14 protein-coding genes are annotated in these 24090 nt (G+C 58.9%); 12 read left to right on the top strand and 2 right to left on the bottom strand.

Features of this window, described 5'->3' with window-relative positions; all coding sequences use genetic code 11:
- Window positions 1-46: 46 nt before the first annotated feature.
- The 8 genes from BXP70_RS19440 (at window position 47) to BXP70_RS19400 (ending at window position 18141) form a co-directional block, all read left to right on the top strand.
- Entirely contained in the window at window positions 47-2542 is a 2496-nt protein-coding gene (locus tag BXP70_RS19440; protein ID WP_143436586.1) for a beta-galactosidase, read from the top strand.
- Window positions 2543-2554: 12 nt separating this feature from the next.
- Window positions 2555-5455, top strand: coding sequence for an exo-beta-1,4-galactosidase (locus BXP70_RS19435; RefSeq protein ID WP_086595786.1), 2901 nt, complete (start codon window positions 2555-2557; stop codon window positions 5453-5455).
- Between the two features lie 46 nt (window positions 5456-5501).
- The gene (locus BXP70_RS19430; protein ID WP_086595785.1) at window positions 5502-6884 is read left to right on the top strand and encodes a sugar porter family MFS transporter; all 1383 of its coding nucleotides are present in this window, start codon (window positions 5502-5504) and stop codon (window positions 6882-6884) included.
- Window positions 6885-7027: 143 nt separating this feature from the next.
- Entirely contained in the window at window positions 7028-10402 is a 3375-nt protein-coding gene (locus BXP70_RS19425; protein ID WP_086595784.1) for a DUF5107 domain-containing protein, read from the top strand.
- Between the two features lie 728 nt (window positions 10403-11130).
- Window positions 11131-12444 carry a glycoside hydrolase family 43 protein gene (locus BXP70_RS19420; protein WP_086595783.1) on the top strand — a complete coding sequence of 438 codons (1314 nt, stop codon included), beginning with the start codon at window positions 11131-11133 and terminating at the stop codon, window positions 12442-12444.
- Between the two features lie 919 nt (window positions 12445-13363).
- Window positions 13364-15979 carry a PAS domain-containing protein gene (locus BXP70_RS19410; protein WP_086595781.1) on the top strand — a complete coding sequence of 872 codons (2616 nt, stop codon included), beginning with the start codon at window positions 13364-13366 and terminating at the stop codon, window positions 15977-15979.
- 17 nt (window positions 15980-15996) lie between these two features.
- Window positions 15997-16404 carry a response regulator gene (locus BXP70_RS19405; protein WP_086595780.1) on the top strand — a complete coding sequence of 136 codons (408 nt, stop codon included), beginning with the start codon at window positions 15997-15999 and terminating at the stop codon, window positions 16402-16404.
- 156 nt (window positions 16405-16560) lie between these two features.
- Complete coding sequence (locus tag BXP70_RS19400; RefSeq protein ID WP_086595779.1) at window positions 16561-18141, top strand: sensor histidine kinase; 1581 nt, start codon at window positions 16561-16563, stop codon at window positions 18139-18141.
- A gap of 222 nt (window positions 18142-18363) precedes the next feature.
- Here BXP70_RS19400 and BXP70_RS19395 read toward each other — a convergent pair whose 3' ends face one another.
- The gene (locus tag BXP70_RS19395) at window positions 18364-19026 is read right to left on the bottom strand and encodes a porin family protein (protein WP_086595778.1); all 663 of its coding nucleotides are present in this window, start codon (window positions 19024-19026) and stop codon (window positions 18364-18366) included.
- A gap of 183 nt (window positions 19027-19209) precedes the next feature.
- Between BXP70_RS19395 and BXP70_RS19390 the strand changes: the two genes are divergently transcribed.
- The 3 genes from BXP70_RS19390 to BXP70_RS19380 all read left to right on the top strand — a co-directional run bounded on the left by BXP70_RS19390 (window position 19210) and on the right by BXP70_RS19380 (window position 20778).
- Window positions 19210-19782: a Crp/Fnr family transcriptional regulator gene (locus BXP70_RS19390; protein WP_086595854.1), complete on the top strand. Its 573-nt coding sequence runs from the start codon at window positions 19210-19212 to the stop codon at window positions 19780-19782.
- An 85-nt stretch (window positions 19783-19867) separates the two neighbouring features.
- Window positions 19868-20302, top strand: coding sequence for a DUF4267 domain-containing protein (locus BXP70_RS19385; RefSeq protein WP_086595777.1), 435 nt, complete (start codon window positions 19868-19870; stop codon window positions 20300-20302).
- Window positions 20299-20778: a DUF1772 domain-containing protein gene (locus BXP70_RS19380; RefSeq protein ID WP_086595776.1), complete on the top strand. Its 480-nt coding sequence runs from the start codon at window positions 20299-20301 to the stop codon at window positions 20776-20778. The genes BXP70_RS19385 and BXP70_RS19380 overlap by 4 nt, the downstream gene beginning before the upstream one ends.
- A gap of 101 nt (window positions 20779-20879) precedes the next feature.
- On the opposite strand, the gene BXP70_RS19375 is transcribed toward BXP70_RS19380, so the two are convergent.
- Window positions 20880-22649, bottom strand: a complete 1770-nt coding sequence (locus BXP70_RS19375; RefSeq protein WP_086595775.1) for a glycoside hydrolase family 9 protein — start codon at window positions 22647-22649, stop codon at window positions 20880-20882.
- A gap of 379 nt (window positions 22650-23028) precedes the next feature.
- Here BXP70_RS19375 and BXP70_RS19370 point away from each other — a divergent pair, with 379 nt between their 5' ends.
- Window positions 23029-24054: an LLM class flavin-dependent oxidoreductase gene (locus tag BXP70_RS19370; RefSeq protein WP_086595774.1), complete on the top strand. Its 1026-nt coding sequence runs from the start codon at window positions 23029-23031 to the stop codon at window positions 24052-24054.
- Window positions 24055-24090 lie beyond the last annotated feature (36 nt).

Genomic DNA, 24090 nt, shown 5'->3' with positions numbered 1-24090 from the left:
CGTCGAAGGAATCGAATATTTGCTCATACCTACCCACCGCCTACTAGTGCTTCCCGCCTGCCCACTCCCCAAGTTCCTGGTCTTTCTGCTTCTGCTTCTGTGGTCGGGCGTGCCCGCTGCTCGTGCGCAGAAGCTTGCTCTGTCGGTAGATGCCGCCAGCTCTTCGTCACCGCCCGAAAGCGGCTACCTGCGCCTAGGCACCCGCACCGCGCCTAATGGCCATACCCTAGACGTGAATAGTCAGTACCTGTTGCGCGATGAGCAGCCTTGGCTACCGGTGATGGGCGAGTTTCACTTTGCCCGTTTCCCCCGCGCCCGTTGGGAAGAGCAGCTACTAAAAATGAAAGCTGGAGGCGTACAGATTGTGGCAACCTACGTGTTCTGGATTTTCCACGAGGAGGAGCAAGGTGCGTTCGACTTCCGCGGCGACCGGGACCTGCGCGCTTTCGTCGAGCTCTGTGCCAAGCACGGCTTGTACGTGGTGGTCCGTATCGGGCCGTGGAACCATGCGGAGCTGCGCAACGGCGGCTTTCCCGACTGGCTGGTGCAGCAGCTGCCAGCCAGTGCCTTGCGCAGCAACGATCCGGCGTACCTAGCTGCCGTGCGCACCTACTGGCAGCAACTGCGCCAGCAAACGCGAGGATTGCTTTGGAAGGAAGGTGGCCCCATCATCGGCGTTCAGCTTGAAAACGAGTACAACCGCAACAAGGCCGGACAAGGCGCGGTCCATATTGTCGAGCTGAAAAAGCTAGCGTTAGCGCAAGGCTTTGACGTGCCCCTGTACACCGTTACGGGTTGGCAAGGTGCCCGTTATCCCGAGCAGGAGGTGCTGCCCGTGTTCGGCGGCTACCCCGACGAGCCCTGGGGGCGCGGGCCAACCAAAATGCCGCCGGTGGAGGTGTACAACTTTCGCTTTCGCAGCCGGGAAGGCGGCAACCTAGGTATTCAGGGCGGGGAAACAGCCGTGCGCAACACCCCCGAGCAGCTGGCGCATTATCCGTTCCTGGGAGCCGAGTTTGGCGGCGGCGTGCCCGTAATGTACCGGCGCCGGCCGCTACTTACTCCCCACGATGTGGCCGCCATGCTGCCCGTGCAGTTGGGCTCAGGCGTAAATCTGTATGGCTACTACATGTTCCACGGTGGCCGCAACCCGCAAGGTAAGCGCACCTGGCTGCAAGAGTCCACTCGCACAAACAGCTACAACGATTTGCCGCGCATTGGCTACGACTTTCAAGCGCCCTTGGGCGAAACTGGCGCGGAAAGCCCATTATTTGCCCGCCTGAAGCTGGTGCACTACTTCCTCAATGATTTTGGCAGCCTGCTAGCTCCCATGACCCCGCATGCGCCAACCGTGCAGCCTCCTAGCGCCAGTGACTTACGCACGCCGCGCTGGGCTGTGCGCACGCAGGGGCGAAGCGGCTTTCTATTCTTCAACAACTATGTGCGCAACTATGCCATGCCCGTGCAAGAGGGCGTGCAGTTCACGGTGCAGTTGCCGGGCGAAGTGCTCACCTTCCCCCAACAGCCGGTTACGGTGCCCGCGGGCAGCTACTTTATCTGGCCCTTCAACCTCGACCTAGGTGGGGCCCGCCTCAAATACGCCACGGCGCAGCTATTTACGCGGCTGACGGTCAATCAAGAGCCGTACTACGTCTTCTTTGCGCAGCCTGGTATTCCGGCCGAAATGGTCTTTGATGCTGCTACGGTGCAATCTGTTGTGACTCCAAGCGGTGCCGTAGCAGCCAACAACGGGCAGTTTCGTGTGACTGGGGTGGTACCTAGCACGGGGCTCACGCTTACGGTGCAACCACGCACTGGGCCCGCGGTGCGCGTACTGGTGCTGAGTGAGCAACAAGCCCTTCAAACCTGGAAAGCCTCTCTACACGGCACGGAGCACTTGGTGCTGACGCCGCAGGAAATCTACTTCGACCACGACCAGATTCAGTTGCAAAGCGAAGGCAAGCCGGAATTTCAATTTGGTATTTTCCCGGCCCTGCCTCACGCACCGAAAGCCATCGGCGGCGCCCTGAAGCCGGGCACGCCCGATGGCGTATTTTTCACCTACTCGGCGGCGGTGCCGACCCGAACGATCAAGGTAGAAACACACCTGCTGAAGCCTGCCGGAACGGTGCCGCCCATCCGCTTCGGCGGACCTAGCAAAGGCGCCATGGAGCCCAGCGACACAACCTATCAGCAGGCCGCGCAGTGGCGCCTCGCGCTGACGGGTGCCAAGCTGACGGGTTTGGATGACATCATCCTACGGGTCACGTACGCCGGCGACGCTATTCGCCTGAGCGCCGGCGACAAGCTGCTGACCGATGATTTCTACAACGGAGCTCCTTGGCGGATCAGCTACCGCAACCTCGTAGCGGATGGTTTGCGCAAGCCGTTGCAGCTAAGTATTCTGCCCCTGCGCCAAGATGCGCCCATTTACCTAGAGGAGGGGCGTCGGCCCTCGTTCCCGGCCACGGGGCAGGTGAGCGAACTGCGGCAAGTAGAAGCTACGGCGCGCTATCGTCTTGCCGTAGACACCACCCACTAAACTCGCTGGCTTATGCGTCTGCTGTTCCGATTTAGCTTCTTGTTCTGGCTCAGCTTGCTTGCCGAGCCGCTGTGGGCCACCGATGTGCTGCCGCTGGCCGGCGAGTGGCGCTGCCAACTCGACCCGCAGGACGCGGGCATCACTGCGCGCTGGTTTGCCACCCGTTTGGCTGAAACTGTGCGCCTGCCGGGCTCGCTGGCCGAGAATGGCAAGGGAGACCCCATCTCGCTGCAAACCCACTGGACGGCGACCATTTACGATAGCTCCTGGTTTTTCAACCCGCGTTTCGCCAAGTACCGCCAGCCCGATAACTTTAAAATTCCTTTCTGGCTCACACCCGCCGCGTACTACGTGGGACCAGCGTGGTACCAAAAGGTTATTGATCTACCGGCGCAGTGGCGTGGGCGGCGCTTCGTGCTGTTTCTGGAGCGGGCTCACTATGCTACCCGCGTGTGGGTTGATGACACCGAAGTTGGGCAGCAAGTGTCGCTGGTAGCGCCGCACACCTACGAGCTTACCACCGCCTTAGCTGCGCCTGGCCCGCACACACTCACGGTGCGGGTTGACAACCGCCTAGCTACCTTGAATGTGGGGCCTGACTCGCACAGCGTCTCCGACCATATTCAGGGCAACTGGAACGGGCTGATTGGCCGATTGGAGCTGCAAGCTGGGCCGCCTGTGTTTTTGCAAAGCGTGCAGGTGTACCCCGACGTGCAGCGGCGGGTGGCTAGGGTTAGGCTGCGGGTGAAGAATACCACGGCTAAGTCCGTGAAGGGTACCGTGCAGGTAGGCGCGCAGGCCTATAACACGACCAGTGCCCACCAGGTCGCGCCCGCACTGGCGGCATTCGTTGCCAAGCCTGGCGAAACAACCGTTGAGCTTACGCTAGCCATGGGCGACGCCGTGCAGCTGTGGGATGAGTTTCACCCGGCGCTCTACCGGCTCACAGCGGCACTCCGGCCAAAGAACGGCTCAGGCGATGAGCAACAGGTTTCTTTTGGCATGCGCGACATCAAGGCGGTCGGCAACCGGCTGGTGGTCAATGGCCGGCCGGTGTTTCTGCGCGGCGACTTGCATAACGGCGAGTTTCCGCTCACGGGCTATCCTGCCATGGACGTGCCCGCGTGGAAGCGGGTGCTGGCCGTGCTCAAGGACTACGGCTTCAACCACCTTCGCTTTCACTCGTGGTGCCCGCCCGAGGCGGCGTTTGTGGCGGCAGACGAAATGGGCTTTTACTTACAGCCCGAAGGACCTAGCTGGCCCAACCACGGCACCTCACTCGGCGACGGCAAACCCATCGACCAGTTTATCTACGACGAGACAACCCGCATGGCCGAGGCCTATGGTAATCATGCCTCCTACTGCATGTTGTCGGCGGGCAATGAGCCCGCGGGCCGCAACCAAGCCAAGTACCTAGCCGATTTTGTAAAGCATTGGCAGGGACAAGACCCGCGCCGCCTGTACACTGGCGCTTCGGTGGCCATGAGTTGGCCACTGGTGCCCGAAAACGAGTACATGATTAAGTCGGGTGCGCGCGGGCTGCCCTGGAAGAAAGAGCGCCCCAACAGCACGTTTGACTACCGCGCGGCCATTGAGCCATTTAAGGTGCCCTACGTTACGCACGAGATGGGGCAGTGGTGCGTATTTCCGGACTTCAAGGAAATCGACCAGTATACTGGCGTGTACAAAGCCCGCAACCTAGAGCTGTTTCGCGAAGACCTAGCTGACCATGGCATGGCCGACCAAGCAGAAACCTTCCTGATGGCCTCAGGCAAACTGCAGCTGCTGTGCTACAAAAACGAAATCGAGGCTACCCTGCGCACGCCCAATCTGGCTGGGTTTCAGCTGCTAGGCGTGCAGGACTTTCCCGGGCAGGGCACGGCGCTCGTGGGCGTACTAAATCCGTTTTTTCGGGAGAAAGCCTACGTGACGGCTCAGCAGTACCGCCGCTTCTGCCAGCCTACGGTGCCGCTAGCTCGCTTGCCAAAGTTCGTTTTTACCAGCGACGAAACCTTCGAGGCCACCGCCGAGCTCTACCACTACGGCCCCCAAGCCTTGCCACCCACGGCACTCACGTGGACCATCAAAGATGCTAGCGGCGCCTTGGTAGGGCAGGGGAGCTTTGCCGCGACGGCCATACCCACGGGTACCAACACCCCCCTAGGTTCCATTCGCGTGCCGTTAGACCGCGTTAGCAAAGCCACGCAGTTGACGCTGCAAATTGCTGTGCCCGGCACGACGGTAGCTAACGATTGGAACTTTTGGGTGTACCCGGCGCAGTTGCCTAGCCTGCCGACAAAGGATGTTTACTACTGCACACACCTAGATGCCCACGCCCGGCAAGTGCTGGCCAAAGGCGGCCGCGTGCTGCTGAATGCGGCCGGCCAAGTGATAAAAGGCAAGGAGGTCGTGATGAATTTTACGCCCGTCTTCTGGAATACTTCCTGGTTTAAGATGCAGCCGCCCCATGTGACGGGCTTCGTGGTGAACCCCGTGCATCCTGCCTTGGCCGACTTTCCCACGGAGGCGCACAGCGACTTGCAATGGTGGGAAATTGTGAACCAGGCGCAGGTGATGCACCTAGAGGACTTTCCGGCCGGTTTCCGGCCGATTGTGCAGCCCATCGACACGTGGTTTCTCAACCGCCGCTTGGCCCTGGTGTTCGAGGCACGCGTGGGGGCGGGGCGCCTGCTCGTCACCAGCGCCAATCTTTCTCCCACCGACGATGCCCGCCGTCCTGCCGCCCGGCAGCTGTACTATAGCCTGATGCGTTACGCGCAGTCGGCGCAGTTTCAGCCAGGGGCGAGTGTCGCTTTAAATGTGGTGCAAGACCTATTCGAGACTCCTTCCCGCGAGCAATTTCGCACCTACACTAAGAGCACTCCCGACGAGCTGAAGCCGCTACGCAAATAGATGCTAGCATGCCCGCGCCACTTCCCACCTGCTAATTCTAGTTCCCATGGCCGTTTCCTTTAGCTCCGCAGCGGCACCTACTCCGGTCGGAGCAGGCGCTGCGTTCAACACCACCTACATCGTGGGCATTGCGTTTATCTCGGCGCTGGGCGGTTACTTGTTTGGCTTCGACTTCGCCGTGATTTCCGGGGCCTTACCGTTTCTGCGTCCCGCGTTTGGGCTAACTGCTTGGTGGGAGGGCTTTCTGACTGGCTCATTGGCCTTGGGCTGCATGGCAGGGTGCCTGGTGGCGGGCCGACTCGCCGACCGGTATGGGCGCCGCCCCGGCCTGATGCTGGCAGCGGCCTTGTTCGCGGGCTCGTCATTAGGCATGGCCTTCGCCCCAGGGCTAGGTCTGTTTGTGGGGATGCGCTTTGTGGCCGGTATCGGGGTGGGAATGGCGTCGATGCTCAGCCCGCTGTACATCGCCGAAGTGTCGCCGGCCGACGTGCGGGGGCGCAACGTGGCCATCAATCAGCTCACGATTGTGCTAGGTATTCTGGTGACGAATCTGGTCAATTACGCCCTGGCGGATAATGGCCCAGAGGCCTGGCGCTGGATGTTCGGGCTAGGAGCCGTACCGGCGGGGCTGTTTTTGCTCGGGGTGCTCTGGTTGCCGGAAAGCCCACGCTGGCTGGCAACCGTCGGGCAGCTAGAACGCGCCCGCGCGGTGCTCGGCAAGCTCGGCAACGCGCCCTTTGTGGAGGCTACGCTGCACGATCTGGCCGCTTCCCGGCACACAGGCCCCGCCTCAACGCTGCGCGAGGTCTTTGCCCGCCGCGTGCGCCCGGCCGTCGTAGTAGGTGTGGGGCTAGCTGTCTTTCAGCAGCTGTGCGGCATCAATGTGGTGTTCAACTACACCTCCACCATCTTCGCTTCCGTCGGCGCCGACTTGAATCGGCAGCTGCTTGAAACCGTGGGTATTGGCCTGGTGAATCTGCTGTTTACGCTGGTAGCCATGGCGCTAGTAGACCGGCTCGGTCGGCGGCCGCTCATGCTGTTTGGCTCGCTGGGTTTGGCCGTACTCTACCTCGTGCTGGCGGCGCTGTTGCAGCGCCACGCCGCGCCAGGACTGGTGTCGGTGTTTGTGCTGCTGGCCATCGGCACTTATGGCTTGTCACTGGCGCCGGTCACGTGGGTGCTCATCTCCGAAATCTTCCCCAACCAGATTCGCGGTGTGGCTGCTTCAGTAGCTACAGTGGCCTTGTGGGGCGCCTATTTCGTGCTGGTATTCACCTTTCCTATCCTGGCGGAAGCCATTGGTACCTACGGGCCTTTTTACCTGTACGCGGGCATTTGCCTGGTCGGCTTCTTCTTCGTACGGGCCCGTGTAAAAGAAACCAAAGGGCAGACGCTGGAACAACTAGAGCAGCAGTATACGCAGGCCTAGGTAGTACCTCTGGTTGCAGAACCAGCCGTGGGTCCATTGCCAATGCTGCCATCGTTGACGCACGCGCCAAGGCCGAACGATAGCTTCAGCTTTTTCCTTAACAGCCTGCTCTTCTTTATTATTTGACTTACAACGCACGCATTATGGACCACTCACTCGCATCCACCGTCAAGGTGTGGCAGGAAACGGTTACGATTCCAACCTACGGTATTGGAAAGCCCGACAAGAACCCCATGTTCTTCGAGAAGCGCGTGTACCAGGGCAGCAGCGGCGTGGTGTATCCGCACCCCGTGGTCGACAAGATCTACGACGAGAAGACCGATCAGCAGTACATCGGTTTGTTCTTGGAAAACAAGTACTTGAAAATCATGATTTTGCCGGAGCTAGGTGGGCGCGTGCAAATGGCCTACGACAAGCTGAAGCAGCGGCATTTTATTTACTACAATCAAGTTATTAAGCCTGCCCTGGTGGGCCTAACGGGCCCTTGGATTTCGGGGGGCATCGAGTTCAACTGGCCCCAGCACCACCGGCCTAGCACCTTCGAGCCGGTGGACTTTCGATTGGAAGAACACGCCGATGGTAGCAAAACGGTGTGGATCAACGAGCTAGAGCGCATGTTTCGCACCAAGGGCCTGACCGGCTTCACCTTATACCCCGACCGCGCCTACCTAGAAGTTAAGGCCCAGTTGTATAACCGCACGCCGCTGCCCCAGACGTTTCTGTGGTGGGCCAACCCTGCGGTGCGCGTCAACGACGACTACCAGTCGGTCTTTCCGCCCGACGTGAATGCCGTATTCGACCATGGCAAGCGTGACGTGTCGACCTTCCCCATTGCTACGGGCACCTACTACAAGGTCGATTATTCGCCTGGCACCGACATCTCGCGCTACAAGAACATTCCGGTGCCCACGTCCTACATGGCCATCAACTCCGAGTACGACTTTGTGGGGGGGTATGAGCACGATACGCAGGCCGGGCTGCTGCACGTGGCCGACCACCACGTGTCGCCGGGCAAGAAGCAGTGGACTTGGGGCCACAGCGACTTTGGCCGGGCCTGGGACCGAAACCTGACCGACGAGGACGGGCCCTACATCGAATTGATGACGGGTATGTTCACGGATAATCAGCCCGATTTTAGTTGGCTGATGCCCTACGAGGAGAAGTCGTTTACGCAGTACTTCCTGCCTTACCAGGCGCTAGGTATCGTAAAAAACGCTAGCAAGGACGTGCTGGCGGGTGTAGAAATTACTGGTAACGAAGCACTTGTGAAAGCGTACGTCACGTCTGCGCAGCCGGCCCGCCAGATCAGGCTGGCGGTAGGCGGCGAAACGGTGCTCCAGGAAACCCGCGACCTAGCTCCTGAGCAAGTATACGAGCAGCGCGTAGCCGTGGCCGCTGGTACGCTAGAAGCGCAGTTGCTGCTCACCATCTGCGATGCCGACGGCCTGGAGCTGCTACGCTACGAGCCTGCCACGAACAAGCAAAACGAGATGCCCCAACCCGCCAAACCCGCTTTTGAGCCGCAGGATGTGGAGAACAACGAGCAGCTCTTCCTGACGGCCCAGCACTTGGAGCAATACCGCCATGCCACCTACAGCCCCGTGCCGTACTACGAGGAAGCTCTGCGCCGCGACCCGCAGGATGCGCGCAGCAACAATGCCCTCGGTGCCTGGTACTTGCGTCGCGGCCAATTTGCCCGGAGTGAGCCGTATTTCCGCCGCGCCATCGACACCCTCACGCAGCGCAACCCCAATCCGTACGACAGCGAGCCGTACTACAACCTAGGTCTGAGCCTGAAGTATTTGGGCCGGCCCGCGGAAGCCTACAACGCCTTCTTCAAAGCCACTTGGAGCAGCGCCTGGCAAGACAGTGCCTACTTCTCCGTGGCTCAACTCGACGTAAGCCGGGGCCACTATGCGTTGGCGCTCAAGCATATCAGTTGGTCGCTGGACCGCAACGCCCGCAACAGCAAGGCCTACGTAGTGAAAGCCGCGGCCCAGCGCTTACTCAGCCGCCCGGAAGAGGCGCTAGCGACCTGCGCCGAAGCCCTCCGTCGCGACGGGTTTAACCTAGGGGTTCTGTTTGAGCAAGTATTGGCGTATCGGGCTATGCACCAACTAGAATTAGGTGCGCAAAGCCTAGCGCAGCTGCAAGCCCTGGCTCGCGGCGAAGCGAATACCTACATCGAATACGCCCTGGATTATGGCGCCATGAGCCGGTACGCCGAAGGCATTGAGCTGCTGACCTTGGCCGCGCAAGGCGCCGCGCCGGATCCGCTGGTACACTACCACTGGGCGTATCTCTGCCAGCAAGCCGGCGACTCGGTGCAGGCTGTAGCGCACGCCCACCAGGGTGCCCTTACGCCCGCCGCGCTGTACTTTCCTAACCGCTTGGAGGACATGGCCGCGCTTGAGTTTGTGGCGAGCCTGAACCCCGCCGACGCGCACGCGCCTTACTTGCTAGGTAACCTCTGGTACGATAAGCGCCAGTATGACGAGGCCATCGCGCAGTGGGAGCTAGCCGCCGAGCGCGACCCGGCTTTCCCGACCGTGTTCCGCAACCTAGGTATTGCCTACTTCAACAAGCGTGCGGAGCACGAGCGGGCCTTGGCCTGCTTCGAAAAAGCCTTTGCCCTTAACCCAACCGATGCTCGCGTGCTGTTGGAGCTGGACCAGCTCTACAAGCGTCTGAACCGGGAACCTGCCGAGCGGTTGGCCTTCTTAGAGGCGCACTTGCCCCTGGTGGAGTTCCGCGACGATCTGTATTTGGAGCGTGTCGCCCTCTACAACCAGCTGGAGCAGCCAGCCAGGGCTTATGAGCTGCTGATGGCCCGGCAATTTCACCCATGGGAGGGTGGCGAAGGCAAAGTGTCAGGCCAATACTTGCTTAGTTTGGTTGAGCTGGCCAAAGCCGATCTGCAGGCAGGGCGAGCTGCGAATGCAGTGGCTCGCCTAGAGCAAGCGCACGCCCCGAGCTACCCTCATACCCTAGGTGAAGGCAAGCTTTATGGGGCACAGGAAAATGATATTTTCTACTGGTTGGGCTGGGCTTACCAGCAACTCAACCAACCTGAGCAGGCGCAGCAGGCTTGGCAGCGGGCTAGCGCAGGCAACAGTGAGCCCGCTGCGGCCATGTTCTACAACGACCAGCAGCCCGATAAGATCTTGTACCAGGGCCTAGCATGGGGGAAGCTTGGCCATACAGCACAGGCGCAGCACATCTTCCGCAATCTGCTTCACTACGGCGAGCAACACCTCAACGATGCTGTGAAGCTCGACTACTTCGCCGTTTCCCTGCCCGACCTGCTCATCTTCGAGGACGATCTGAGCCAGCGCAATGCACGGCACTGCCGCTACCTTATTGGCTTAGGCCACCTAGGGTTGGGGCAATGGGCCGAGGCCATCCGCAGCTTTACGGCGGTGTTGCAGGCCGATACCATGCACGCTGGCGCCCACATCCATTGTAAGCTGGCGGAAGCCTCTGCTACGCTGATGCCGTCAACTAATGCAGCTAGTTGAGCAACGCTTACAAGGGCCATTAAAACAGCACTTACTGTTTCATCCAACAAAGGCCGTTCTGCGCCCGCCAGGGATTGTGGCGTTGTAGATAAGGTTGAGGCCATGTCGCTGCTACTAGTATGTTCTACCGGTGCACTACACACACGGCGGTAGTGGCTACCTAGGGGTGGCGCGGGCGATTTTGTGCGCCTCGTTTTTGCGGTGCAGCAGGCCCGCAGCCACAGCCGTTTTCGCAACCGCGACGATGCAGAAGCAGGTGCGCGCTGCTGGGCCACCAGGCCACCAGGACGGAAGCAAGCAGCCAGCTGAATGTAGCTGCTGTGCTTTGTAGCCGGTGCACGAGGGGTAAAAGGTACTAAATGCTAAGCTTTTGAAAATGAGTTGTTAAGCTTTGTGCTCATGTTTCTGCAAATCCTCGCAGCGTGGACTTACTCAACATTTGTTGTAAGAATGTGGTGAAATCTGTGCTAGCAGCTTTTCGCGAACAGGTACCTTTAGGAGGTAGCTATAGAGGGCTTTTTGAGGCGCAAGCCCACTTGCAACTAGACAAATTTTGTCTTCCAAAATTGCCTAGTTTATAGGCAAACCAGCTGCTTCCTTTCCAACGGGGTACGTGCCTTACTGGCTACCCAAGAGCTTCGTAGTTACCCGCGCTACCTTGAGCTAGGGAGGCGTTATTCTAGTGCTCAGCAGAAGAAATTGCTTCCATAAAATTCTATTACAAAGACATGAAAATAAAAATCAGCTTTCTGATTCTATCATTATTTATATCGACAGTTTATATAAGTGGCGCACAAAATCCAATTATTCAAACTAAGTACACTGCGGACCCAGCACCATTAGTTTATAAAGACACCGTATTTCTTTATACCAGTCATGATGAAGACGATGCAGAAGGCTTCAAAATGTATAACTGGATGCTGTATACCTCCACGGATATGGTAAATTGGACAGACCACGGGGCTGTCGCTTCTACAAAGAGTTTTAGTTGGTCTCCGCAAAATGGAGCATGGGCTCCGCAGTGTATAGAACGCAATGGTAAGTTCTATTTGTATTGCCCTATCCACGTGAAGGGAATTGGGGTTTTGGTGTCGGATAGCCCGTACGGCCCGTTCACCGACCCATTAGGGAAGCCCTTGATTAAGAACAGTATCGAAGATATTGACCCTACAGTATACATCGACGACGATGGACAAGCCTATTTGTATTGGAGAAACCCCAATATTTATTACGTCAAATTAAATAAGGATATGATTTCTTATTCCGGAGAGATTATGAAATCACCTACTAAACCTGATAATTATCAAGAAGGGCCGTGGTTTTATAAGCGGAATAATAAATATTATTTGGCATACGCTTCAACCTGCTGTCCGGAGGGAATAGGATATGCCATGAGCAATAACCCAACGGGACCCTGGAATTATACCGGAACGATCATGGACCGGGACCCTAGGTCCAACGGAAATCATCCGGGTATTATCGACTACAAAGGAAATTCCTACGTGTTTGGTTTTAATTATGCTATTTCCAAAGCCAAATCGGCTAAGCATACGGAGCGGCGTTCTGTTTGCCTGGCGAAGCTGACGTACAATAGTGATGGTACCATCCAGAAGCTTCCGTTTTGGTCAGAAGCCGGCGTAGACCGCCTAGCGGTAGTAAACCCGTACAAGCGTACCGAGGCCGAAACAATTGCCTGGAGCCAGGGCCTGAAAACCAGTAAAGGCGTGAATGGCATGTACGTAACGGACATAGATAGCGGCGATTATATCAAAGTCAAGGGAGTTGATTTTGAAAAGGGAGCGAAGGAATTTATGGCTTCTGTGGCCAGCACGGCACTCACTCCCGTAATCGAGCTACACCTAGATAGCCCTACGGGTACTTTGCTAGGTTCATTGAAAGGCAAGCGTACCGGAGGGCTTGAAAATTGGGTGGTTCAGTCCTGCAAAGTCAGCAAACAAGGTGGAGTGCACGATGTATACTTTGTCTTCAAAGGCACAGAGAGCAACACGTTTAGATTTGACTGGTGGCAGTTTAATCAATAAGGAGTTACGGTAGTTCAACTAAGTCAGGGTCGTTGGCTAACACAGCTTGCCTTTTACGAGCGGTCGGTGCTGCGTCGTGTACTATTGCATGAGCCTGAGCAGGGGCAGAGTTGTCTATCGGCAGGCCGAGTGAAAGGGTGCAGCTGCGCTGCCCCTGTGCTAGCGCGTGGTTCCTGCAGACGGCTAGACGGCCCGAACGGCGTAGGCTAGGGCCTAGGTGAACACCTGAAAGAAGGCAATTTCGCGCCGAACAGAAAGAAGGTATACCTAGGGAGTAATGGTGCTCTTTCGCTAGTAAAACGGACTTTATTGCTTTGTAAAAAGCTGTGCTGATTTGCGTTGAGCCATCCTACGTCAGGCCGCCCCTAGGGTGAGGAATGTGCGGCACATAAGGGCTACTTGCGAAGCGCAACCTTAGCCCCAACACGACCTTGAGTCGTGGGTGCTCGCCACAGAATTACGCATGGTGCGGGTGGCTGTCACCGAAAGTATTTTTGGCAAAGTCGCGACGCAGCGCGAGGAACACCAAACGGCAACGATGGTGGCCGAAGTAGGCGTCTCCTGTCAGGCTGTGCCGGCCGACGCTAACGCGGGTGGTCAACGAAAGGGCAAGCTGGCCAGCCTGCTATGGGAAGCTAGTACATCCCCTTGCCCTCAGCTACTTAACTAGATCAATTTCCACAGGTGTGCCTTCTTGACGCTAAGCAGGATCGTAAACAGGCTATTTCTAGTGGACCATCTGACTTCACGCGTACCCTTTAGGAAGACACGGCGGCACCTAGGTACAGACAACTTGTAGTAGCTACTGTGGCGGTTGAAACTACTCCGCCAGCGTGGTGTAAGGGGAGAGGTGGTAAGGGCGATCTGCAGGAGGCAAGCTTAATGTGGTACCTTAGGTCATCCATATTGTTTGCTTCCTATGTCTCCTTCCTCCGTCGGCTTTCCGGCCGACCTCGTCGCTAGCCACGAGCTGCTGCACTCCCTGCTCGCGGTTTCGCTGACGGGGATTATTCTGTTTCGCCCGGTGTACGCGGCCGGAGAAAGCGGTGAACTCGTGGACCTCGCTTATGTGCAGCTCAACCCCGCGGCGCAGCGCATGCTCCGCTTGCCCGCTCAACCCGTCGAGACGTTTCGCACCTTGTATCCTAACTCGTTGGATACGGGCATCTTTGCTTTCTATCGCGATACGTTTCTGTCGGACCAGCCTGGGCAATATGAAGTAAACTACTCTTACGACGGGCTCGACAACTTCTTTCTGCTCTCGGCCCAGCGCAGCGGCGAGCTGTTGCTGGTAAGTTTCTCCGACACGGCCGAGCAACAATCTGTGGCGGCGGAGGCTTTGCGCAGGAGTCAAGCCCGCGAGCAAGCCGCCCGTGCCGAGGCCGAAGCGCAGCGCGCAGAGCTGCAGCGTATTTTCGCCCAAGCGCCTATCGCCCTCGCTCGCTTGCGCGGCCCCGCGTTCGTGGTAGAGTTGGCCAATACTCGCATGGGGCAGATTTGGGGTCGCCCCCTCGACCAGATTATAGGGCGCCCGCACTTCGAGGCCTTACCCGACTTAGTAGGTCAGGGCTTTGAAGCCGTGTTTGCGGGCGTGCTGCAAACGGGAGAGCCGTATTATTTCCGGGAGCTGCTCGTCCACATCGAGCAGGCCCACCAGCCTTATCAGGGCTACTTCAACATCAGCTACCAGCCTGCCTACGATGAGCTAGGTCACATTACGGGCCTCATCGCCTCGGCAATTGAAGTAACCGACCAGGTGCGCGCGCGCCAGCAGGTGCAGGCACTCAACGAGGAACTCGCGGCCATCAACGAAGAATTGTATGTCAGCAACGAGGAATACCTAACGGCCAACGCCACGCTCGGCGAGACGCAGCAGCAACTGCGGCAACTCAACCAAGAACTAGAAGAGCGTGTGGCCGAGCGCACGCAGGCCGCCCTTGCTCTGCAAGCCGACATGCTAGCTGCCGCTCAGCGTCAAGTAGCTGAGCGCGAGGCTTTTTATGAAGTGTTTGAGCAAGCCCCCGCCGCCGTGGCGCTGCTCCGTTCCCCGGGGCACCGCTTCGAGTATGTCAACCCCGCCTACCAACAGCTCTTCGCAGGCCGTCCCTTGGTGGGCCTAGACTATGTTACGGCCTTACCCGAGGCGGTGGCGCAAGGCTTTGACAAGTTGCTCGACCAGGTGTACCAGACTGGCGAAACGTTTTTCGGTGACGAGCTGCCGTTTACGCCGACGCCGGCCGTGGGTCAGCTACCGCGTACGATCTATTTCAACTTCACCTTCCAAGCCTACCGCGAGGCCGGCCAAATAGCGGGCATCTCTATTTTTGCCTTCGACGTCACGGAGCAGGTGCTGGCCCGGCAGGAGCGCGAAGCGCAGCAGCGGTTGCTCACAAACGTGTTTGAGCAGGCGCCCATCGGCATCGCCATCCAGTCCGGACCTGACTTCGTGTATGAGTTTCACAACGCCAGCTACCAGTGGATGGTACCTGACCGGCAGTTGGTCGGACGGCGCTTTTTTGACGTGTTTCCCGAAATGGCCGCTACCAACGTGGAAACCCTGCTCCGCCACGTGTACAAAACGGGCGAAACGCAGCAGGAGCAAGAGCTGCTCGTCCCCGTGGCCCGCGCCGACGGCAGTGCCGAGCTGGAGGACCGCTACTTTACCATCGTCTACCAGGCCCGGCGCGACGAGCAGGGCGGTATCAACGGCATTCTGGCGTTTGTGATGGAAGTAACCGAACAGGTACAGGCCCGCCAGCAGGTACAAACCCTAAACGAGGAGCTAGCCGCCATCAACGAAGAACTCACGGCTACCAACGAAGATCTGAACGAGAGCAACACCCAACTCACGCGCACCAACGTGGACCTGGACACGTTCGTGTACACGGCCTCCCACGACCTAAAAGCTCCCATCACCAACATCGAAAGCATTGGCCTAGCTCTGCGCGACACGCTGCCCGCGGCGGTGCAGCAAGACGCGCTAGTAACCCACTTGCTCGGTTTATTTGACACCACGGTGGCCCGCTTCCGTTTCACCATCGGCCAGCTCACCGACATTTCGCGCCTGCAACTAGCCCACGCGGGGCCCGCCGAGCCGGTAGTTCTCGCGGCGGTGGTGGAGAACATTCGCCTCGACCTAGCCCCGGTGCTTGCCGAGGCAGGCACCCAGCTGACGGTCGAGGTAGCCCCCGACCTGGTGGTTTCTTTCTCGCCGGCCAATCTGCGCAGCATCGTCTATAATTTGCTCAGCAACGCCGTGAAATACCGCGCCCTGGACCGTCCCTCTGTGGTGCAGGTGCGGGCGGAGCCAGGGCCCACGGCAGTAGTGTTCACAGTGCAAGATAATGGCCTGGGCATGAGCGTGCTGCAACAGCGCCAGCTCTTCGGCCTGTTTCAGCGCCTGCATACCCACGTGGAGGGCACCGGCGTCGGCCTGTACATCACCAAGCGGCTGCTGGAGAATGGCGGCGGCACCATCGCCGTGGCCAGCCAGCCGAACGTAGGTACCACCTTCACCGTTACCTTTCCTATCTAAGTACTTATCCCCGCTATATGTCTGCCTTAGCAAGTGTGTTGCTGGTCGATGACGACCCCACCACCAATTTTCTCAACAAGCTCTTGCTTCAGCGCATGGGGGTGACCGAGCAGGTACTTATAGCCGAAAATGGCGAGCAGGCCCTGCGTACGCTCGCCCAAACCTGTCATAACACTGATTCGACCTGCCCCCGGCTCATTTTGCTGGATATGAATATGCCCGTGCTCAACGGGCTGGCTTTCCTGGAAGCATACGTGCAAATGCCGCTGGCCCAGCAGTCGGCCATTGTCATTGTGATGCTCACTACCTCCCTGCACCCCATCGACTTGGCCCGGGCGCAGGAGCTACCCATTGCCGGCTTTCTCAACAAGCCCCTGACCAAGGAAAAGGTGACGGATTTGCTGACGCAGCACTTTGCGCGCTAGCCTGTGCTGCTACTCGGCAACAACGGGCGCCCCAAGACCTAGCTTAACAAGCTAGGTCTTGGAAACCTGACCATTACTAGGCCTGCCAAACGCCTAAAGGTGGTCCGAGTTGGGCGTTGGCTAGTCTCTTTCTCACGGGCTTTGTTTTCCTTCCTTATGTCTGCTACCGACCCTAGCGCCTCCCTTGCTCAGCAACTACGCGCGCTGGAAACCGTCCCCGATTCGTACATTGTGGTCTCGCCCGAGCTAGTGATTCTCACGGCTAGCAACGCCTACTTAGCCGACACGCTGAAACGACGCGACGAGTTGGTGGGGCGCTATTTGTTCGACGCTTTTCCTGACAACCCGGCCGCTCCTCAAGCCCATGCCGTGCGCAACTGGCGCACCTCCCTGGAGCACGTTATCGCCACGGGCCAGCCCCACCAGATGGCGCTGCAACACTACGATGTACTCGACCCCGAACGACCAGGGCACTTTGTGGAACGCCACTGGTTGCCGCGCAATACGCCCGTGTTTGATGCCCAGGGCCAGTTGCAGTATATTATTCACAGCTCCGTCAACGTCACGCAGGAGGTGCAGGCGCAGCGGGCCCTGCAACAGTCACAGGGCCGGGAGCAGGAGGCATTGCTCGTAGCCGAGCAGGAACGGCTGCGGCTCAGTCAGCTCGTGTTGCAAGCACCGGCGGCCATGTGCTTGCTGCAGGGGCCCACGCTTGTGTATGAACTCGTTAACCCCAGTTACCAGCAGCTGTTCCCGGATCGGGCGCTGCTTGGTAAGCCGTTGCTAGAAGCAGTACCCGAGTTTCAGGGCAGTGTCGTGTGGGAGCGTCTGCAACAGGTGTACCGCACCGGCAAAACCCACCAGGATCAGGAAATGCCTGTGACTTTGACGCGTATGGCAGATAGCGAGCCGGCACAACGGTACTTCAATCATACGTTTCAGGCGCGCTACAATGCGCAGCAGCAAGTAGACGGCGTGTTCGTGTTTGCCTTTGATGTAAGCGAGCAAGTGCTGGCGCGCCAGCAGGTGCAGGCGCTGAACCAGCAACTCACGCGTGTGAATGCCGACCTCGACAGCTTCGTTTATATGGCCACCCACGACCTGAAGGCGCCCATCAACAACTTGGAAGGGCTCGTGCAAGCGCTAGGGGAAACACTAGCCGACCAGCCCGATACGGCTGCCCGGCCGCTGCTCGGAATGATGGAGGAGGCCGTGACGCGCTTTCAGCGGACCCTAGGGCAACTCAGCGAGGTGCTGCGACTTCACCAGGCTCCGAACCCCGCCAATTCTATAGAGTTGGCCGCTATGGTAGCGGACGTGCGCCAAGATTTGCTGCCCGCCTTGCAGCAAACCGGGGGGCAATTAGCAGTGGATGTCGCCGCCTGCCCCATCGTAGCTATTCCGGCCAAGAGCCTGCGCTCGGTGCTCTACAACCTGATCAGTAATGCCCTGAAATACCACCATCCCGAGCGGCAACCGCTCGTGTGCCTGAGCTGCCAGGACCAGGAAGGGTGGTGGTGCTTGTGTGTACAAGACAATGGCCTAGGCTTGACATCCGACCAGCAGGTCGCCTTGTTTACTTTGTTTCGGCGGTTTCACAATCATGTCGAAGGCTCGGGCCTAGGGCTCTATACCGTCAAGAAAATTGTGGAAAACCTAGGTGGCCGGGTCGAGGTGCAAAGTGAGCTGGGCGTTGGATCCACGTTTCAGGTGTATATACCGAAGCGTGCGCATTGAGCGGCAGCTTGGCCGTGCGCCCGCCGCAACCGTTTCGCCTGGGATAATCACCGTTGAAGCAACCGGGCGGCGCGGCTTGTCTATTACTCTGGTATAATCGGGAGAGCCGGGCGCCTTTTCAGAAGCGCAGAGGCCTCTTGGTAGGTATGAGCAAAGAAGTAAGACACGCTGTTCTAAAGCTAGCTCAAGAAGGTGCACGCGTGCCCGCTGATGAAAGCGGGGCTAGGGCTTGCCCGGCCATTGGTAGCTCAACGAAGCTTGGCACGTCACGTTTCCTAAGGAGCCGGTATAACGATACGGCTGGTTGTTACGCTTCATATTGCCCCAGTTGTTTGTTACGCGCACGTGGCCGGCCCAACCGGCTGGCAGTTTCAGCCCTAGGCCCACCAGCGAGGCAAGTTGAAGCCGCTGGTAGCTGTCCGGCGCAGACTGCGTGAACGCGCGAACCGCGGTAGGGGAGCGGTCGAAGACAGAACGCGTATCTAGGGTTCCTTTTTCGTGTGCTTGCAGCAAGGCGCCCACCTGAGAGCCCAAGTCCAAGTACACCTTCCCTAGGTAGGCTCGCAGCGCCAGCGGCACGCTCACGTACGTGAGCCGAGCCTGATAAGCGACTTGATAGCCTTCCTCAAAATCCTGGATATTCAAGCTAGCTCGCTGTTGGCTGAACTGCACTTCGGGCACTAGCGAAAGGCGCTCACTTATTTTTCGTTCGTAGAAAGCGCCCACCTGGTAGCCGACTTTGCCCCCAGAGTTGAAGGTTTGCGGGTGGCGGCGGGTGGCGGTAGTGAACTGGGTATAGGTGAGGCCTGCCGTTACCCCCACTTGCGCCTGTACGCTCCCGGCTAGGCAAAGGCTACCACCTATGATAAGTAGTGTTGTTTTCATAACCAGAGCGGGTTGAGAAAAGGATTCAGGCTGCTGTAAGGTATTGATTTTTAATTGCTATCCTGTGCTTTAAAACCTAGGCCTATAAACTTTTTCCTGGGGCTCAGACAAGCTAAAAGGTAAGTGCGTTTCTTGCTTTTATTTAACGAGAAGCCTTATCAAAAAGCAACCAACAAAGGGCCCATGCACGACTCGCTGCTGATGACCATCCGCCACTTCATTTCCGTGACCCCAGCTGAGGAAGACCTGATCCGGCAGTTGTTCGTGCCCGAAGCCTTGCCTAAGGGCGGCTTCTTCCTGCGGCCTGGGGAGGTGAGCCGTAAAGTAGCTTTCATACTACAAGGGGTATTTCACAACTTTCAGAACCGCGACGGGCAGGACCTAACCTATTACTTTGGCCGCGAGCAGGAATTCATCGGCGACTACGAGAGCTTCTTGCCGGCCCAGCCGGCCACGCACGGCATCCAGGCTCTAGAAGAGGCTCGCCTGCTGACCATCACCCACGATCATCTGCAGCAGTTTTACCGGGAGGTGGGCCAAGGTGAGCGGTTTGGTCGCCTCATGGCCGAGGCCCTGTTTGTGGACGTGCTGCGCCAGCTCACCTCCTTCTATGAGGAAAGCCCCGAGCAGCGCTACGCCCGCTTTGTGCGCACCTACCCCGACCTACAACAGCGTACTCCGCAGTATTATATTGCCTCCTACGTAGGCGTGAAGCCGCAGTCGCTGAGCCGGATTCGGGGCCGTGCGGTTTCGTAGCACGCGGCGCATTTATGCACTTGGGTGAATGACTCAGAGGCGGGCCCGGCTGCACCTTTGTGTCGTACCAATCATCTCATAAGTTATGCGTCGCACCCTCTCTCGCAGCCTGAGTTTGCTTATTGGCCTAGGCATGATCTTCATCGGCCTGCGCTTCCTGCTAGCCCCGCGCCTGGGGGCCGAAGGCTTCGGTATATTCTTGCCGCCCACAGACACGCAGTATGCCTTTCACTACGCCAAAGGCATCCGGGACGTATTTTCGGGGCTGCTGCTGGCGCTGTTCGCCGGGCTAGGTTACGACCGGCCCCTGGCCTGGGTGCTGTTGCTGGGCGCCCTGATTCCCAGCGTGGACCTAGCCATTGTGCGGGCCCAGCCCACCGCCTCGCTAGCCCTGGAACTGCCGCACCTGATTGCTATTGGCTTGCTGTTGCCCTTGGCGGCCTCCTTATTCACCACGGCCCACCCGGCTTCCCCGGTAGGCGTTCAGCGCCCGGAACAGCTCACCCGGCAACGGTCATGAGCCCGGCTTGGTCTTTTGGGCTGGTCGCCCTGGCCCTGCTCAGCGGCGGCGTTGTGTATGGCGTCGACGTCTTCTTTGCCCTCATCGCTCGCCCGGCCCTGCGGCGGGTCGACGACGCCAGTCTGACGCAGGTGCTAGGCCACCTGCACGCCGTAGCTGATGCCCGGATGCCCCTCTTTGGAGCGACGGCTCTGCTCAGTACGGGGGTACTCTGTTGGGTTGCTGGTGGGTGGGCGACGCTGGCTGGCTGCCTCGCTCTGCTGGCGCTGGCCGGGTTGCTGACGCAGCTGGCGGCGTATGTACTCGTGGCTCAGCCCGTCAACAAGCGCCAAACGGCCGCGGCGCGTCAAAAGCAGACGCCCGCCGATGTCCGTGCCCTGCAAGACCGCTGGGACAGCGTGATTGGCTTGCGGGCTGGGGCGCTCACGGTCGCCATGGCCGCTCTGCTTGGGGTCGCCTGGCAGCTCTTTCAGTAGTCCCGTGGCTGTGCGGTGTAGCAAGGCAGGCTAGGGCCGCGGAGCAAAATCCTGCTCAATTTGCTTTGCTTTAAGCGGCGTAAGAAGAGGCCTTTTCCTAGTTACTTGGTTGGGCTCTTACTGCCTAGCTTATTCTGTAATGCTTCTAGTGCCGCTGCTAAGTAAACCAAAGGGGCATTCCAGTTAATAGCGATTTCGTTGGATGCGTAGGAGCACACGCTATCGGAGTAGGCTAGGGCAGGTAGTGCCGACGGGTAAGCACACTTATCCTGACGGCCTGGGTTAGGGCCACCTACTAGCAAACCTGGTACCGGCTCCACTACGCCGTCGCCTTCTGAGGGGCGGTGGTGCGGGTGCTGCGGCGACTTGGTGCCGCTACCCGTAAGAAAGCAGTAGCCCGTTGCATTGCGTCCTAGCAGATAGTCGAGGTTGGAAAGCGCTGCTTGCAAATACGTTGGGTCGCTGGTGAGGTGGTAGGCCTGGATGAGCGCAATGCCTTGGTTGGCCGCCGTAGCATTGCCACCCCAGCTATAGTCGGCGGCAGCTTTGCCCATCACGGTTTGGTACGCTTGGGCTTTATAGTTCTGTTGCAGCGCATCGGCGGCGGCGCGCAGCCGCGCTTCCAGCTTCGGCATATCCTGGCGGGCGGCCGGTGTCAAGCTAGCTTTGTGGCGAACCAGTGAGTAATAAGCCAGTGTCCGCACTTGATTCCAAGTGGGTAGCGGCACGTGCGCATCCGGAAACAAGGGCACGGCCGAATAGTAGCGGTCTTCTTTCGTGGTGATATACAATTCCGCTGCCGCCCAGATAAACTCATCCTGCACAGCGTCGTCGCCGTAGGCGCCCGTAACGATAGCGGGCTGAAATTGCTTGTTCATCTCGTCCTGTCGGTAGAGCACGGCCGGGTGCGCCCGTGCCCAGTCCCACGCTTGCCGCGACGCCCGCAAGCATGAGTCGGCTAGGCCTGGCAGTGGCCGATCAAACCGCCGCAGCACCCGGCTCGCTTGCGCTAATACGGCCGCAAAGTCGAGCGTAGCGGCGGCGCTCTTCTGTACTACGTAGCGCGGGGCGGTAGCCTGATCGGGTAGTACCATGCCGTCAAACGAAGCGTTGGTTAGCTTGTGGTATACGCCGCCGTCGTTTGGATCTTGCATGGTGAGCATCCACCGCAGATTCCAGAGAACTTCGTCCAGCACATCGGGCAAAGCATTTGGGCTTTCCGGAATACCCGTTTTGAGCTGGGCGCAATAGGCCGGAAATGCTTCGTACAGCGAAAGCAGCGTAGCCACAGTGATACCTGAGTTGACGATGTACTTGTTATAGTCACCGGCATCGTACCAGCCGCGCGGCGAGGACAGCACCGTACCAGCCGGGCGGGTGGCACTGGCGGCTGAGCTATGCACCAGCACCCGCGTATCGGGGTGGCCCAGCGCCCGGCTCCAACGCGTCGCATAGGCCGGCGGCAGCGCCGTGGAGGCCCGTTGGTAATAGTAGCCCTTCAAGGCCGCTTGCGCTACCCCCTCGTGCACGTTAGGTTGAATGCGAAACGGGTAGGAGAAGCCCACCGTGGGAATCCACACCACGAACGTGCCCTGCTGCGTAAGCGTCGTGAAATCCGCTATGCGGGCTTGCTGCTGCGCTAGCTTCGCCTCGCGGGCTTCACTCAGCTGCCCCGTGAAGACGACCGTCGCCCGATCGGGTGTGGTGATGTAGAACGGACCAGCCGCCGCTCCCACCACCACGGCGATCTTGGGCGCGGCGGGATAGAAGCCCACTTGGTTCACGCGAATGCTATCGGTGAGGTGCTGCGCATGTGTTAGCCGTGACAGGAGCAGGGCGCTCAGCAACAGCACGAACCTAGGTAGAGACATTATTTCTAGTCGTTTAGCTTAACCAATAAGCATGATTCACGTGCTGCTTATTTGCGCCCGCATGATACGCAACCTAGCTCAAAAGGCGGGCTAGGTCATCCATTTGCTTGTCGATTATCAAGGTAGCGTAGCAGCAAGTCTTGAGCGGAAAGCACGCCATTCCTTTGCTTCATGATCTCGCCCAAAGCCGAAGGAAGCCTCAGCGTAATAAAGTAAAGCAAGTCCCGTAGGCAAGTCGATGCGTTTCTTGACTAATGTCAAGGAAAACACTTCCTACTAGGCTACACCTTTGCGTGGCCGCCTTAGCCACAAGTGGGCGGTATGGGCTAACCGGAGACAGTTCGCCAAGGTAGATACTTCATAACAAGGCAAGGTTTTTATGCAAATCGGAATCGATAGCTTCGCCGCGGCGCTGCTCGACAACGGCACGGGCCGCACGCCCAGCGGCGCGGAGGCGATGGGGCAACTGCTCGACCGCATCGTGCTGGCCGACCAAGTAGGGCTGGACGTGTTCGGCATCGGCGAGCACCACAAAGCGGAATTTCTGGATTCGGCCCCCGCCGTGATTTTGGCGGCCGCCGCGGCTCGCACCCAGCGCATTCGCCTGACTAGCGCCGTAACGGTGCTCAGCGCGGCCGATCCAGTGCGCGTATTTCAGGAGTTTGCCACCCTCGACTTGATCTCGCAGGGCCGGGCCGAAATGGTGGTGGGGCGAGGCTCGTCTATCGAGGCCTTTCCGCTGTTCGGGTTCGACCTCAATGACTACGACGCCCTGTTCAGGGAAAAGCTAGACTTGCTGCTCGCCATTCGGGGCACCGAGCAGTTGCACTGGAAAGGCAAATTCCGGCCCGCGCTGCGGGGGCAGGGCATTTACCCGCGGCCCATGCAGCCGGTGCTGCCCATTTGGCTAGGGGTCGGTGGCACGCCGCAGTCGTTTGTGCGGGCCGGCACGCTGGGCTTGCCCTTGATGGTGGCCGTTATCGGCGGCGATACGCACCACTTTCGGCCGCTGGTCGACCTCTACCGGGAGGCAGGTCAGCGGGCCGGGCACGCGCCCGAGCAGCTGCAAGTAGGCCTGCACTCGCTGGGCTACGTGGCCGACACGACCGAAGAAGCGGTAGAGGAATTTTATCCGGGCTACGCCCGCACGTTCACCAACCGGTCGCGGGAGCGGGGCGGCCCGCCCATAACCCGGGGGCAATTCGACGCGCAGCTCGGGCCGCTGGGGGCGCTGCTGGTGGGCAACCCCGAGGAAGTGGCCGCCAAGATTATTCGCCACGGAGAGGCCCTAGGGGGCATTTCGCGGGTGACGTTTCAGCTGGACGTCGCCACCCTGCCGCACGCTAAACTGCTGCGTGCCATTGAGCTGCTGGGTACGCGCGTCGCCCCCTTGCTCCGGTCCTGACGCCTAGGCTTTTTCCTTTTCACTTAGTCGCGCTGC

Source organism: Hymenobacter crusticola, assembly GCF_002154225.1.
Lineage (GTDB): Bacteria > Bacteroidota > Bacteroidia > Cytophagales > Hymenobacteraceae > Hymenobacter > Hymenobacter crusticola.
Note: the sequence above shows the minus strand (reverse complement) of the source record. Positions and strands in the feature narration are given on the sequence as shown.